This window comes from Shimia sp. SK013 (genome assembly GCF_001292625.1).
GTDB lineage: Bacteria > Pseudomonadota > Alphaproteobacteria > Rhodobacterales > Rhodobacteraceae > Shimia.
This window is the reverse complement of the sequence record NZ_LAJH01000012.1, coordinates 114,993-129,086: the sequence shown is the minus strand read 5'-3', so window position 1 is coordinate 129,086 and position 14,094 is coordinate 114,993. Positions and strand designations below refer to the sequence as shown.

12 protein-coding genes are annotated in these 14,094 nt (G+C 55.4%); 2 read left to right on the top strand and 10 right to left on the bottom strand.

Annotated features, from left to right (window positions below; genetic code table 11):
* Genes SHIM_RS10400 through SHIM_RS10380 form a run of 5 tightly spaced genes read right to left on the bottom strand, consistent with a single transcriptional unit; the run spans position 1 to position 3,775 of the window.
* Complete coding sequence (locus SHIM_RS10400) at positions 1 to 753, bottom strand: class I SAM-dependent methyltransferase (RefSeq protein ID WP_054002586.1); 753 nt, start codon at positions 751 to 753, stop codon at positions 1 to 3.
* The gene (locus SHIM_RS10395) at positions 740 to 1,438 is read right to left on the bottom strand and encodes a glycosyltransferase (RefSeq protein ID WP_054002585.1); all 699 of its coding nucleotides are present in this window, start codon (positions 1,436 to 1,438) and stop codon (positions 740 to 742) included. Before SHIM_RS10395 ends, SHIM_RS10400 begins: the two co-directional genes overlap by 14 nt.
* Entirely contained in the window at positions 1,428 to 2,339 is a 912-nt protein-coding gene (locus tag SHIM_RS10390; RefSeq protein WP_054002584.1) for an NAD-dependent epimerase/dehydratase family protein, read from the bottom strand. Before SHIM_RS10390 ends, SHIM_RS10395 begins: the two co-directional genes overlap by 11 nt.
* On the bottom strand, positions 2,329 to 3,138 hold the full coding sequence (locus tag SHIM_RS10385) for a hypothetical protein (RefSeq protein ID WP_054002583.1): 810 nt from the start codon (positions 3,136 to 3,138) through the stop codon (positions 2,329 to 2,331). Before SHIM_RS10385 ends, SHIM_RS10390 begins: the two co-directional genes overlap by 11 nt.
* Entirely contained in the window at positions 3,125 to 3,775 is a 651-nt protein-coding gene (locus SHIM_RS10380) for a class I SAM-dependent methyltransferase (protein ID WP_193749905.1), read from the bottom strand. The genes SHIM_RS10385 and SHIM_RS10380 overlap by 14 nt, the downstream gene beginning before the upstream one ends.
* A gap of 550 nt (positions 3,776 to 4,325) precedes the next feature.
* Here SHIM_RS10380 and SHIM_RS10370 point away from each other — a divergent pair.
* Complete coding sequence (locus SHIM_RS10370; RefSeq protein ID WP_054002580.1) at positions 4,326 to 4,580, top strand: hypothetical protein; 255 nt, start codon at positions 4,326 to 4,328, stop codon at positions 4,578 to 4,580.
* A gap of 72 nt (positions 4,581 to 4,652) precedes the next feature.
* Here the strand turns inward: SHIM_RS10370 and SHIM_RS10365 are convergent, their stop codons facing one another.
* Both SHIM_RS10365 and SHIM_RS10360 read right to left on the bottom strand, forming a co-directional pair.
* Positions 4,653 to 7,796, bottom strand: coding sequence for an efflux RND transporter permease subunit (locus SHIM_RS10365; protein WP_054002579.1), 3,144 nt, complete (start codon positions 7,794 to 7,796; stop codon positions 4,653 to 4,655).
* A gap of 36 nt (positions 7,797 to 7,832) precedes the next feature.
* Complete coding sequence (locus SHIM_RS10360; protein WP_054002578.1) at positions 7,833 to 8,993, bottom strand: efflux RND transporter periplasmic adaptor subunit; 1,161 nt, start codon at positions 8,991 to 8,993, stop codon at positions 7,833 to 7,835.
* Between the two features lie 658 nt (positions 8,994 to 9,651).
* Here SHIM_RS10360 and SHIM_RS10355 point away from each other — a divergent pair.
* A complete protein-coding gene (locus SHIM_RS10355; protein WP_054002577.1) occupies positions 9,652 to 10,293 on the top strand; it encodes an alpha/beta family hydrolase in 642 nt (213 codons plus the stop codon).
* Here the strand turns inward: SHIM_RS10355 and SHIM_RS10350 are convergent.
* The 3 genes from SHIM_RS10350 to SHIM_RS10340 all read right to left on the bottom strand — a co-directional run bounded on the left by SHIM_RS10350 (position 10,290) and on the right by SHIM_RS10340 (position 14,067).
* On the bottom strand, positions 10,290 to 11,567 hold the full coding sequence (locus SHIM_RS10350; protein ID WP_054002576.1) for a flavin-dependent oxidoreductase: 1,278 nt from the start codon (positions 11,565 to 11,567) through the stop codon (positions 10,290 to 10,292). The genes SHIM_RS10355 and SHIM_RS10350 overlap by 4 nt on opposite strands.
* A 115-nt stretch (positions 11,568 to 11,682) precedes the next feature.
* Complete coding sequence (locus SHIM_RS10345; RefSeq protein WP_054002575.1) at positions 11,683 to 12,360, bottom strand: nitroreductase; 678 nt, start codon at positions 12,358 to 12,360, stop codon at positions 11,683 to 11,685.
* Positions 12,361 to 12,561: 201 nt separating this feature from the next.
* The gene (locus SHIM_RS10340; RefSeq protein ID WP_152926517.1) at positions 12,562 to 14,067 is read right to left on the bottom strand and encodes a hypothetical protein; all 1,506 of its coding nucleotides are present in this window, start codon (positions 14,065 to 14,067) and stop codon (positions 12,562 to 12,564) included.
* Between the last annotated feature and the right edge of the window lie 27 nt (positions 14,068 to 14,094).

The following is a 14,094-nucleotide window of genomic DNA, read 5'->3' as shown; positions in this document are numbered from 1 at the left end:
CTAAATGCCATTTTCCGGCAACTCAGCGCTGATCAGTTGAAAAGCGTTGACGGGATTTAACAGCGAAACCCGTTCAAACCCCCTCTCAATCGTGGCGGCGCCTGACCGGTTTCGCAGAAAAGGCGGCAAAATACCAAACCTGTGCAACTGTGGGTTCACAAAACCCGCGTCTGTTAGCTTACGGGCCGTGGATTTGGGCGTAAGGTCCAGAATACCGCGCTCAGCCTTCCATGACATGCCGGGTGAGAGTGTGATCTGCAGATAGAACAATGGGCAGAAGGGGTTGGGCTCCAGAAAAATCACCCGCCCCTTTGGTTTCAAGAGCCGCGCGCAACTGGCAAAGGCTTGGTCCAGATCGAACAGATGATGCAAAACAAAGAACCCAATCACGTGATCATATTGACCGATCATGTCCGACGGCGGCGCCAAAAGATCGGCCTGATGGGTTGCAATATCCGCCCGCCCCCGCGCCTGATTTTGGAATTCTTCCAGCAATTGGCCCGAAAGCTCCAAGCCTTCGACATCATAACCGCGTTCGGCAAGTGGAATGGTGTATTTGCCCATGCCACATCCCACATCCAGAATGCGATCGCCCGATTTGATATGGCTTTCGTCCAGCAGCCGGTCCAACTGGTTGATGACATAGGGCGTCGAGCGCACCAAAATACGATGGTTGCCCCCTTGTTTGCGGGTTTCATAATACGCGCGCTGCAGCTTGTTGTGCATATCGCGGTTGGCTTCAGAGCGCGCCACGGCGGAACCTTTCTTCAAGAACACAGACAAAATTCGACAGTGCCACCACCAACCGCATTCGCTGCGAATAGGCCGAGTTACCCACCTGACGATAGTTTCGCTCAACACTGACGGCCTTAAGCAAACCCGCATGACATCCAATCATGCCGGCAAGGTGAAACCGCGAGTTACGTGAGGCGGCCAACCGCTTGGCAAGGTTTGCGCGCAGCGCGACAAACCCACCCGCGCCCGGCGGGATTGAAGCAAACCGGGACATAAGGGAGCGGTAAAGTTTGGAAGTCGCCATGCGGAAGCCTGATTGATAGGCCCCAACCCGAGCGGCAAAAACCGCATCGGCTCCACTTGACCAGAGGGTTTCCAGCAGCATTGGGATCGCTTCAGGTGGATCCTGCAAATCGGCATCCATCACAACCACATCGCGGTCGCCGACAAATTCCAGAGCCTTTCGGATCGAAGCCTGTTGCCCCAAATTATGTTGGTTGGTGATCAGCGTAACTCGCGGGTCAGATTGGCTCATTTCTTTGAGCAAGCCCAGAGACGCATCCCCGCCCGCATCTTCAACAAATACGAAATGCGGCACAGCATTCACGTGAGCCAACGCGTCACAGATCCGATTGTGGAGCGCGCGGAGTGTCTCGGCATTGCGGAAAACAGGAATCACGATTGCGACGTGTTCAGGCGGCATTGGCAGCCCCCCAATTGGCGACAAGATCGGCCAGCCCCTGCTGGAGTGTGATCTGCGGTTCCCAGCCAAGCAGATTCCGTGCTGGCGCCAGATCGGTGTTCCAGTCTGGTCTGTCCCAAGACCGGGTCATGGCTGGGTCAGCACGTGTCGGTATCGGCCTTCCGGTCAGGTTTTCCAACAAGCAGACGACGTCTTGCACAGACCATTGCTGCCCGGTCGCGATATCGGCCTCGGTGTAGGGTGGGCTGTCGCTCACTACCGCCGCAAAACAAGCGCGGACAACGTCGCTGACGTACACATAATCCTTTCTAAAGTTGTTCTGTGCCAGAGGCAGCGACTCTGATGTCTCAGCGGCCCGTAGCGCCGAGGGGATCAGTTTACCTTCGTCTTGCAAGGGGCCGTATACATAATAAGTCCGCAAGTGGGTCAAGGGTATGTCCAGTTGCTTGGCCAACACCCGTAGCTTGGTGGCTGCCGCAGCCCGGCTACGCGCATAGGCGGTTGCCGTCTGGTCTTCTGCCTGCTGCTCAAGTGAACTCCCAATGGACACAAACCTGCGAAACCCGGCATGGGTGCAAGCCGACAACAGGGACTCCGCCGCCGTTTCGTTTGTTTGGCGCAAACTGCGCGGACACTCCGTCGCGCGACAGACGGCAAGGTTGAAAACAACATCCGGCCGCAGACGGTCAACAAGGTCTGCCGTTTCGTCCACTTTGGTCACGTCAACATGATGGATTATCGGACGCAATTTCAGCGTCTGAAACCGCACCGCCGGTGATCCTGGCCGCAGTACTGCGTGTACTGTTGCACCGCGCGCTAAGAGGGCGGCAATCAAGTGACTTCCGATGAACCCGCCGGCTCCTGTAACCAAAACGGAGGCGTTTCTGACATCAAATTGCATGCCGGAACTCCGACAGTGCTTGGACCACGCGCGCGGTTTCTGCGAAATCAAGCTCGACTTTTGCGCCTGAGCGGTTGCGATAGCGCAGGATTTCACTCTGAATTGAAGCCAGTGCTTGACCCAAATCCAGTTTCTCTACGTCGCGATAGAATGATCGGCGCAGAAAGGTAAAACCGCAGCCAAGGCGCGCCATTTCAGCGTAAAGATGGCTCCCCGGAAGCGGCGCGCCCTTCCCGGGTAGTGTTAAGCCGCCGAACCCGAAAGAAACATCGTCACAGCTGTTGCGCAGCCGGTCCAGCAGCCCATCCGCCATCGGCGCGAAGATTGTGCTGGTGCCGCGCTCAATTCGCAGGTCATTCAACCCCACATAGATGCGGTTCACTGGCAATGCGGTAATCTTTTTGCTGTCTGCAACGGCGCCACAGGTTTCGATCATCAACGTCACTTTGCAAGCTCCGTCAATTCGGCTCAGAAGTCGCTCCGCCTGATCCGCGCTGGTCAACATGGGCACGATGACCTCATTTACCCCCGCCCCGATCACGGCGGCCAGTTCCTGATCATCGGGGTCCGGTTGGCTGAGACGACACAGTAAAGCGCCGTCGGTTCTGCGGCGCAGGGCTGTTAGGTCGGCAATGCTGTGGCTATTGATTTCAGTATCGTACCCCAATTGCCGCTGCCGCTTGTTACCGCTTTCCAGATCCACGATAATTCCGGCTACACCTGACTGCAGGCATGCAATTGAAGTTTCGATTTCACGGTGAAACAACAGCAGATCAAAACGCTCATCAGATATTGGCATTGGCCTCACCGTAGCTTTTCCGGGCAATCACAAAGATCGAAGATCCAACAGGCATATTCACGCCCAGGGTTGCAAGTTTGACCTCAAACAAATTTATGCCTCGAAGCATTTTATTCACCCATCCCCGCGGATTGTCCTCCAAGTCTCGAACCCGGGGGCCACGCTTGCCCAGAACGCGCGCCGCCACCACCAATGGGAACAAGAAAAACTGATACCACCGAATGCACTCCACAGTTAGCCCGGCGCCTTCAACCAGCTTGCGGACACTGCGCTTGGTATATCTTCGCAGGTGTCCGGCATCGTCATCCCGATAGCTCCAGAGCCATTGAAAGGCCGGAACGGCCACAACCACTGTGCCGCCGGGCCGCAGAATTCGGTGAGCCTCCTGCAGGGCCTGCGTGTCCGGTACATGCTCCAAAACATCCAGAGCGAGAACGAGGTCAGCACATGCATCCGGCAACGGCAGGTCTGTGACATCCGCAGCAATTGTTGACACCGCCGGATCAAGGTACACATCCGCAATCAAATCGGCGTGGCCATCGATCCCGATGACTTTGGTGGCAAATTTCTTCCATTCTATCAAAGCGTCGCCCGCCCCACAGCCCAAATCAACCGCGAGATCGGTGGTCTTACTCAAGCTTTTTGAAAGGATGTAATCGATCAGCCTGCGCCGCCCTTCAAACCAAAAATGATTAGGTGCAATCTCTTGCATTACTTCGAATCTATCGACGGAAAAGTTTTGCACCTAGACATCCAAATCACTGGCGGAGCGGCGACTATAGGAGGCCAAATTGAAGTTTCCAAGCCTGAAAAGGCGCGCGCATGACCTCATGGACGAACGCGCTGGAAACCACTGAAACCAACGTCAGTTTTGTTAAGCGGGCGTCTTCATCAGCCCAAAGGGACAAGTGTTTCATTCGCCGGTTTTCTGTGCTGTCGGCCGCCACGGTTTTGATGTTCATAGCCTTATATCGTAGGGTTATTGCACCGGGTGAACACAAAACTGACGTCCAAAGCTTCGTTGACGCCTTGAGCCACTTGACTGGATCCGTTTCACGCATCGCCTTCCACGGCAGAGGCATGATTTAGGACACGTACACACCCGGTGGGACAACTCGCGGTCCTTTGAGCGAAAACCCACCGTAAGAAGCAAGTATCTAACCGGTAACATACTGCATGATGCGCGAATGACAGCCACGCAAAAGCCGCAAGGCGGTGTTCAAACAGCCGACGCACCGAGGTATGTCGCGATAAGCGGTTTGTCCACATTCTCTGCAGACATCCTGTTTTACGCGCGCACCCGTCAATCTGACTATGCATTCTGGCTTGCGACGCAAGAAAATCTGTCACTTGAGATTTTGCGGGTGACCGAGGAAGTCGGTTGTTCTCTGGCCTACCCCACTCAATCCATACAGATCGACGACCTTTCGGAAAGCAGCTAAAGCGCTGCCCTTTCGTCTCTTTTGCCATCTAGATCCGGGCAAAGCGCAGCTGTGCCGCAAATGCGGACACTCTCAGTCGATTTCGATCTCCACACCGGTCGGGCCTTTGTGGATTTTCTCCCGAATGTCCTGGATTATCTTGAAGAAAACCGGTCCAAAAATAGACCCGAATACAGCCGCCGCAATGCTTCCGCCGAACACGGCAATGCCCAAGGAAGACCGCGCCGCAGAGCCTGCGCCAGACGCAATCACGAGTGGATAGACGCCAACGGCGAAGGCCAGCACTGTCATCATAACAGGGCGGAAACGCAGCTTTGCAGCCATCATCGCCGCTTCATGCAGCTCCAATTTCGCGACCTCTCGTTGCTGTTTGGCAAACTCGACAATCAGAATGGCGGTCTTGGCGGCCAATGCCATGAGCATCAGCAATCCAATTTGTCCATAAAGGCTTAAGGATTCGCCTGCGATCGTCAAAGCCACCAGCGCCCCAAGGATCGCAAACGGTACCGCAAGCAAAACCGAGATCGGCGTCAGGAAAGACTCATAAAGTGCAGCCAGAAACAGGAAGGTGAACACCAGCGACAAGGCCAATGCGATCGGCACTGCGTTGCCGGAGGCGCGCTCTTCAAAACTGGAGTCCGTCCATTCGTATTTGTAACCCGGCGGCAATGTGTTGTCCGCAACCTCCTCCATCTGGTCCATAGCGTTGCCGGAGCTGAAACCCTCAGCCGTGTTCGGAACCCCGTTGATCGTTGCGGAATTAAAGCCGTTGTAGCGATACATAACATCAGGACCGAGGTCCGGCTTGACCGTCAGAACCGTGCTCATTGGCACAAGCTCGCCTTTGTTGTTTCGTACATAGAGGTCGTTCAACGCCGATTCATTCTGTCGGAAAGGAGCATCAGCCTGCAGCATCACTTTGTATGTCTGCCCAAAAAGGCTGAAGTCATTCACATAAAGACCACCCAATTGGGTTTGCAATGTCAGGAAAACATCGCTGACTTTCACGCCAAGCGTTTTGGCGCGCAGCCGGTCAAAATCCAATCGCAACTGGGGAGAATCTGTCTTGTACGTGCTGAACGCGCGCGCAATAGGCGGCGTCGCATTTGCTTCGGCAATAATGCCATCGACAGCCTCTTTCAATTCAAGCGGCGATCTGCCCTGAGTATCTTGTAAAACGAAACTGAAGCCGGAAATCGCCCCGAGCCCTGGTATGGCCGGCGCCCCAAATACAATCATTTGGGCTTCCGGTATCTGAGCGAAGGCTGCTTGATATTTCTTTTGAAGTGCAAATTGATGAGACTCCGCGGTCTTTCGGTCGTGCCATGGCTTGAGCTTGGCGATGATCATGCCCGCGTTTGATTGAAGGGCCGTGTTGAGCAAGCTGTAGCCGTTAACAGAAAGCACGTTTTCGATACTTTCGTCTTCGCCAAGCATCTCCGTGACTTTGTCCATCACAAGCTCTGTGCGGTTTAGGGATGCACCGCCAGGCAGTTGCACATCGACAATAAAGAACCCCTTATCCTCATTGGGGATGAAGCTCGTCGGGATGCTGGTGTAAAGCGTGTAAAGCGACGCCATGAAGACTGCGACAAGACCTACAGTCAGCCAGACTTTTCGGCATAGAAAGTCGACCAAGGAAACGTAGCCCTTGGTGATAAAATCAAACCCTTTGTTAAAGACGCGGATCACGGCGTTCGGCTTGTGATGGGAAGTCATAAGAACACTCGCCAAAGCAGGGCTAAGGGTCAACGCATTGATCATGGAAATCAAAACCGACACCGTCAACGTGGCGCCAAATTGACTGAACATGCGCCCCGTGATGCCGGGCAAAAACAACGTTGGCCCAAAGACAGCCACCAGCACCAAAGACGTGGCCACAATCGGGGCTGTCACCTCTTCCATTGCCATGCGCGTGGCCACGGGGGCACTCAATTCGGGGTTTTCGTGCATAATGCGCTCAACGTTTTCGACCACGATGATGGCGTCATCCACCACAATGGCGATCGCCAGAATAAGTGCAAAAAGCGTGACTGTGTTGATCGTCATTCCCGCCGCGTAAAGCACGGCCAGTGTGCCAATAATCGATACCGGGACAGCAATCGTAGGGATCAGCGTCGCACGGACTGTTCCAAGGAAGAAATACGTCACCAAAACCACCAGAACGATGGTGAATATCATGGTAAGCACAGTCTCTTCCAGGGACGCCTCGATAAAGAGCGTTGTGTCGTGGCCTATCGTGAAATCCACGCCTTCCGGGAACAGCCCCCTAAGCTCTTCCATCTTGTGTTTGACGGCCTCGGCCACCTCCAGACTGTTGGCCTCGCCTAATTTGTAGATGGCAAGAAGCACCCCGGGCCCATTGTCGACCTCGCCATAGCCTTTGTAGACCTCGGCACCGAGTTCGATCCGCGCCACATCTCTTAGATGCACGACAGAGCCTGCGTCGTCGGCCCGAAGGATCACGTTGCCAAAATCCTCCTCGCTCTCCACAAGGCCTTTGGCGGTCAGCACATATTGAAATTGTGTTTCGTCCGGTGACGGCGCCGCGCCAAGCTGGCCGACGGCCGCTTGAATGTTCTGCTCTTTAAGGGCCGCAATAACATCCGTCACCGAGATGTTGCGATTGGACATCTCAATCGGATCCAGCCACGCCCTCAGGCCATAATCCAACGCCCCCAGAATACTGGCCTCGCCGACCCCCGGTATTCGGGCCAATTCTCCGGCGACGTTGATCGTGGTGAAGTTGGAAAGAAACACGCGATCAAACCGGTCGTCCGGCGAGATGACATTGACCATCATCAGGATGTCAGGATTACGTTTTTTGACTTTTACCCCGCGCTGCCGCACCTCAGCCGGCAGCCCCGGTTCTGCCAATGCAACCCGATTTTGCACATCCACCTGCGCCAAATCCGGATCCACGCCAATTTCGAACGTAATGGTGAGCGTATAGCTGCCGTCACTCGCCGCTTTGGAGGACATGTAAACCATGCCTTCCGCGCCATTGACCTCATCTTCGATGGGCGCACCAACGGCCTTAAGTACGGTATCGGCACTTGCGCCTGGATAAAGTGCCCTTACCACGACCTTGGGCGATGAAATTCTTGGAAACTGATCGATCGGCATGACCACCATGGCCAACAAGCCGAAAAGCGTGATCAGAATGGAAATGACAAAAGCAAACTTTGGCTTTCGTATGAAAAAGCTTGGTCCCATGGTTTTTCCTCCGCAGAAAAATTGCGTTCCGGACGATTATCCCTGCACAGGTTTTGCCGTTACGGGCGCGCCTTCGCGCGCTTTTTGCAGACCTTCGACAATCACGGTCTGCCCGGGTTCCAGCCCAACCGGAACAGACCAGTCAGCGCCATTGCGAATGCCAATTTCGATGTTCTGTCGGCGCGCCAAACCGTCGTCGTCAACGATCCAGACGTAGTGCCCCTGTTGATCGAAACTCACAGCTTTTTGCGGCACCAGTACAGCGTTGATTGGCTTAATTAGCGATCCGACAACTGTGACGTTCTCACCCGGTAAAAGCGTGCCTCTGGGATTGTCGAAAATGACCCGACCCGCGATGGTGCCAGTGCTGGAAACAGCCGTGTTGTCCCAGTTTTCAAAGGTGCCAGGAATTGGATAGATCGTACCACCGGGTAAAACCAGTTCGAGCTCCAGCGGTGGCAGGCTCACACCTGCCTCCTCAAGATCCAGCCGCCGTGCGAGAAACTGAAAGTAATTTGCCTGATCTACCAAAGCCGTTGCATAGATTGGATCAAGCGCAACGATATCGGCAACCGACCCCGGCTGCGTTGGATCGCCCGGTGAAAACAGATCTCCCTTGGCATAGTTCGCCGCGCTAATACGCCCGTCGAATGGCGCGCGCACTTCGGTGTCACTAAGGTTTTTCCGAGCCTTTTCCAACCTTGCCTCAGAAATCTTCACTTGCGCATGCGCAACTTTTTGATCGGCCAAAGCGATGTCCAAATCGCGCTCCGAGATCGTTCCGCGGTCTACCAGTTGTTTGGCGCGCTCAAAATCGGCGTCGGCTTTTACGGCATTTGCTTCGGCCTGAAGCAGATTGGCTTCCGCTTCGGCAAGCGCAATTTCATAGTCACTCTTGTCCAGAGTAATCAGAAGATCACCCTCTTTAACAAGATCGCCTGCCTTGATGAAAATATCAGATATCTGAGCCGCAATGATAGGCCGCACAGACGCCGTTCGCAGAGCTTCAAGTTTTGCGGGATGCTGAAAAGAAGGGCGGATTTCCTGCATTGCAACATCTTGCACCAGCACAACCGGCCCTTGTTCACTTTGCGCAATAACAGGCACAGAGGATACTGTGATTGCAATAGACGTCGCCAAGAAGGACAGAATGACAAGGACAGATACGCGCTTTAGCGTTCGGTGGATCTTCAACACAAATACACTCCTTTCAAAATTTTCCGCCGACCGCCTCACCGGGGTCGTACAGCAATTCACCAGCTCAAGTTCTTCAAATCGGACTCGGACCAGGAACAATCTGGTCTTCTATGAACTCGTGTTGGTGGCACCGTCGTGGCAATTGTGGCCGCCCATGGCGCATTAAATCAATTCGGAATATCAAGTAGGCTTCCTTTAGAGCTTAGTCCTGCCCAGCCGGATTAAGGAAGGACTTTCTTGGTTCCCCACATCCTTGCGGATTGACTGGACGGCGCGAGGCGCCGAAGAGCGGTGGCTCGGCACCAACGTCAAAACCGCAAAACGCTCGGGATGATGGTCGCCAGATGGAGGCACATTTTGAATTCCGCTATGGCGAATTAGGATTAGGCGTGCTCTCATTAATCGGTGCCACCTATTGCCGCGACGCCGCGTGATCGATCAAAACCTGACTGGCGGGGTGGCGAACCCAAAGGATGTCCGGTCGTTGATCGACAGAAATGGACAGCAAATAACCCCTTGAATCCAAAGGTTTTATCAAGACCCTAAGAGACACCTGTCTCCCGACTTTCAAAGAGTTCCGGTTGATCGATGCTTTTGCCGCGTATCCTGATATTGGTTGCAAAGCGCCCTCGCGCGCCTTTTCTGTGGCAGGAGCAGTATGACTGAGATTGATTTTCTGATTGAGGACGGCGGGCCGACGGCGCCGACCTTTCTGTTTTCACATGGGGCTGGCGCCACGATGGATGCGCCCTTTATGACGTCGATCGCCCAAGGTCTTGCGCGCCGCGGCATACGTGTGGCGCGGTTTGACTTCGCCTATATGGCCGCGCGACGTGTTGGGGGCCCAAAGCGGCCTCCGCCGAAGGTCGAAGTATTGCAGGAGGAATTCCACAAGGTGATCAAAGTGCTCGCCAGTGACGGCCCACTGGTGATCGGAGGCAAGTCGATGGGTGGACGCATCGCAAGCCTCGTGGCTGATGACCTGTTTGCAAATAGGCATGTCAGCGGGCTTTTGTGCCTTGGCTACCCGTTTCACCCTCAGGGAAAGCCTGAAAAGCAACGCACCGCGCACTTGTCGCAGTTACAGACGCCAACATTGATATGTCAGGGCACCCGCGATCCATTTGGGACACGTGAGGATGTGGCCGGCTACACGCTATCTGAACAGATCAAACTGTCTTGGGTCGAAGATGGCGATCATGACCTAAAACCACGCAAGCGCGTGACAGGTGTGGATCATGCGACGCAGCTGGAACAGGTTTGTGAACTGGCGGCGGCGTGGCTCACAGAGCGTCTCTAGCTCTCCGTTTCCCAAGATATCATCGGCTCCGCGGCGTTCAAAGTGTCGCGCGCAAACCCCGCTGCGGCCTTGTATTTTGCCATAAAGTCGTCGCGCTCTTCTTTGGAGATAACATTTTCGATGTCGTCGAACTCGCCGCCGCAGCGATCATTTACCATATTCAGAAGTCCAAACGGACCCGCCCCGCGGTTGCGCAAAATCAGGTCAGAAACCGGCCCACACAGCGCATCGTTATAGGCCGCGAGCGCCTGCACCCCGACACCGTGATCCAGAAACATCGCGCCAAGGGTTCTTGCGTCAATAATCGCCTGACTGGCCCCGTTTGATCCCGTCGGATACATCGCGTGCGCCCCATCCCCCATCAAAGCCACTGGTCCGTCTATCCACGTGGACACCGGATCGCGGTCGATCATGGGGTTTTCATACGCCACATCTGCCCCCCGTATCATCGCGGGAACATCCAACCAGTCAAACGTCCAATTCTCAAAATGATGGATGAAATCCTGCAAGTCGACTTGCTTGAACCAGCCTTTGGTTCTTCGGGACTCAGGATCTTCTTCAACGACTTCCGCAATCCAATTGACCAACGCCAGGCCGGTGTTTGGATCAGGGGGCGAAATCGGATAAATCACCATGCGTTGTGCATGGGTTCCAAGACCGACGAACGACGATCCGGTCCTCACCGGCTTTGCCAAAGACGTGCCCCGCCACATCACCGCGCCGCCCCAATGGATGTCCGGCTGATCAGGATGCATATGCGCACGAATGGCAGAATGGATGCCGTCTGCGCCAATCACCACAGTGCCGGTTTCCCGCACTTCCTGTCCGTCTTTTTGCAAAACAAGCGTTGCCCGCCCGTCATCTTCGATCTCATAGCCCGTTGCGCGGTGGCCCAGCCGAACCGCGTCAGGGCCAGCAAGCTCTACAAACCGCCGATAAAGCGCCATGTGGAATTCACCGCGATGAACGGCGTATTGCGGCCAGTGATAGCCCGCCTGCGTGCCGCGAGGTTCCGCATAGATCTCCTGACCGTTCTGACCGACCAACGCCCATTCTTTCACAGGCACGCCAATTTGATCCAGATCCGCCGCGCCAAAGCCCAGATCATAAAGCTCGCGCACCGCATTTGGTTGCAAATTGATCCCGACGCCAAGTGGTTTCAAATCGCGCACCGCTTCAAACACAACGCATTCAACGCCAATCTGATGCAGGGTCAACGCGAGCGATAACCCCCCGATACCACCGCCTGCGATAAGAACTTTTTGCCGGGTCATTTGAAACTCCTGTTGGGGTTACCCCTTTACCATAAATGGCAGATAGGTCGACAAGACAGGAGCGCGCAGTTTGACACACTCAATCGGCCACCTGACAAAGCGCGCCAACTTGGCCTTAGTCGTCAAACCCCAAAAAACGCGCTGCGTTCTCGACCGGACGGCGGCGGGACACCACAGAGTTGGCGACAAAATCCTTGTCCGGCCAACCCAGCGCCACGCACGTCAGGATGACCTGATCCTCAGGAATTTGTGCCACGTCTCGCACAACAGGGCTTTGCATAATGCCCTGCCCGTTGATCACCGCACCAAGTCCGCGATTCCACGCGGCCAGTACCAACCCATAGGTCATGGCGCCGGTGTCAAAATGCGCAATCGTGTTGCTCAGAAGACTGCGGTCAAAACAGACCACAATCGACACCGGCGCATCAAACTGGCGAAAACCACGCATGACCCAATCCTGACGGCGCTCCTTGTCGTTGCGCTCAATGCCCATCGCCTCAAAAAGCTGCACGGCGATTTCGATTTGTCGCGCGCGATGCTCGCCTTCATAGGCAGCATAATCCTCGATATCCCGCGTTGGCGTGACCCCACCCAGCATGCGTTCCGTGTTGCCCTGCCGCACCCGCTCAAGCAGTTCTCCGGTCAGCACATGCAAATGCCAGGGCTGGGTGTTCATTGACGACGGCGCCCGGTTTGCCAACGCAATCACCTCCTCCAACAGCTCCCGCGACACCGGCTCATCCGTAAACCCCCGAATGGAGCGGCGCTCCTGTATTGCCTGATCAACTTCCATGTCCGCGCCTTTTTGTTGCTGCTGTGCTTCCGGCCTCCGCCGGTCTTGCAGATGGAACCGCGGATTCGGCCCTTACACAATGCAAACGCATCCATGTGCCGCCCCGTCACAGCCTGAACCGGTCCTCGCGCAAAAGAACCGGCGGCCTCCCCAAGGAAAGCCGCCGGCCAAACGTTCCTAGCAAGCTTGGCGAATGCGCCGTCAGTCCGACACGCCACGTCCAATCGGAACCGGTGCAATCAGATATTCATCCGCGCGATGGCCGAACTCCGCCGCATCTTTGGCCGCATAGAAATTCGTCAAAGAAATCGCCACCTGAAAGCTAAAATCGGTCGAGTAGGCCGAAGCGTTGCTTGATGTCGCCGCTGGAATGTTCTGGAACCAGAACATCCACTCGTCCATATCTTTGATGTCAGGCGGGTTGGGGCCACCATCCGGCACCGATCCCGGAGGCACCAACGACGTCAGAGCCGGATACTGCGCCATGATGTGACAGGCCAGACAAGACGTTGTGTTCAAATCCGCCGGCCCGTTCAAGCGCCCGTTCCATCCCAAATGCTGCGCCGGAAGATTGGCGCTGTCGGTGATGATGGTTTCCTTCAAATCAGGATTGATCATGGTTTTGGTGGGCGGGAATGGTGTGGTCGTATTGGTGGTGTCTTGCGGATCGTTGCCCCACATCAACCCGACCGGGATCAGGTTGTGATGCAGCTTCTCGGCGTCGCTGCGATCGGCTGGCGCAGGCGCGCCTTTGACATCCGCTTGACCGTTATAGGCAAACGTTCCCAGCACCCAATTGGTCACCGGTGCCGTGCTGTCGCGCACCATAATGTCCATCTGCAACAGATTGACCTGATGCACTTCACGCGTGACTGGCCCGTCGCCAACCGGATCAAAGGTCGGTGTGATATAGCCAAACCAGGAATAGGGGTTCTCAAGGAACGGAATGTTGCCCTTGTCGCTGCCCCGTGGCGCATCTGTGAACAACAGCTTGGCAAACACCGCGCCGTCCTTGAACCCGCCACCATAGCGCGCATCTGTGACACGCGGATCTGGTCCTTCGGGGTTCTTCCACATCTCATGCAGCGTATAGGCGGCAATGTCGTTCACCAACGTGATCGCATAGACGGAATAGTTCCCGTCCTGTCCGTCCTGCCCCGCCGAAATCTGATGCGGGCTCATCGGTGCTTCTTTGATCAGGCCGCGAAACCCCTCGGTGCCGCCATTGGGCGGATAGGCCGTCGGAGAGCTGTGCAGCCAGGGAATGTGATACCAATTGGCTTCGGTGTTCTCAAACGGGTTCCAGTTCGGCGTGTTGCCCGTCAGGGAATAGCGTTTCACCTTCTCCAGATACTCTGCCGCCGTGCTCGGATCCATAAACTCACCGGTGCCCACAAAATCCGGCACCGTGTCGGGCAACGTGTTGGGGAAATCAGTCTTCAGGCGGAAAATCGGCTGATCGGACCAGCAGTAAAAATACTCTTGTTGGCTGACCATAAAGCCAAAATCGGGATAGGGGCTGTTGTGGAAATCAAACGCCGCCGGATCGGTTTGTGGATCAACCGGCCTGTCCGCATTGGGCGGCAAAGGTGCACTGGCATTGTTTGGGCACAGCGGATTGATGTCGCTTGGCTTGGCCTCAGCCAACGCCGCCGCCGGTATCGCAAATGCAACCACGCCTGCTAGGAAAATATGTCTATGTCTCAAGGGTCTGTCCTCCCATTTTAGAAAAAT

Excerpts from the sequence above, each read along its gene's own strand:
- SHIM_RS10395 (WP_054002585.1), bottom strand. The coding sequence starts at position 1,438 with ATGCCGCCTGAACACGTCGCAATCGTGATTCCTGTTTTCCGCAATGCC.
- SHIM_RS10390 (WP_054002584.1), bottom strand. The coding sequence starts at position 2,339 with ATGCAATTTGATGTCAGAAACGCCTCCGTTTTGGTTACAGGAGCCGGC.
- SHIM_RS10385 (WP_054002583.1), bottom strand. The coding sequence starts at position 3,138 with ATGCCAATATCTGATGAGCGTTTTGATCTGCTGTTGTTTCACCGTGAA.
- SHIM_RS10370 (WP_054002580.1), top strand. The coding sequence starts at position 4,326 with ATGACAGCCACGCAAAAGCCGCAAGGCGGTGTTCAAACAGCCGACGCA.
- SHIM_RS10365 (WP_054002579.1), bottom strand. The coding sequence starts at position 7,796 with ATGGGACCAAGCTTTTTCATACGAAAGCCAAAGTTTGCTTTTGTCATT.
- SHIM_RS10355 (WP_054002577.1), top strand. The coding sequence starts at position 9,652 with ATGACTGAGATTGATTTTCTGATTGAGGACGGCGGGCCGACGGCGCCG.
- SHIM_RS10350 (WP_054002576.1), bottom strand. The coding sequence starts at position 11,567 with ATGACCCGGCAAAAAGTTCTTATCGCAGGCGGTGGTATCGGGGGGTTA.
- SHIM_RS10345 (WP_054002575.1), bottom strand. The coding sequence starts at position 12,360 with ATGGAAGTTGATCAGGCAATACAGGAGCGCCGCTCCATTCGGGGGTTT.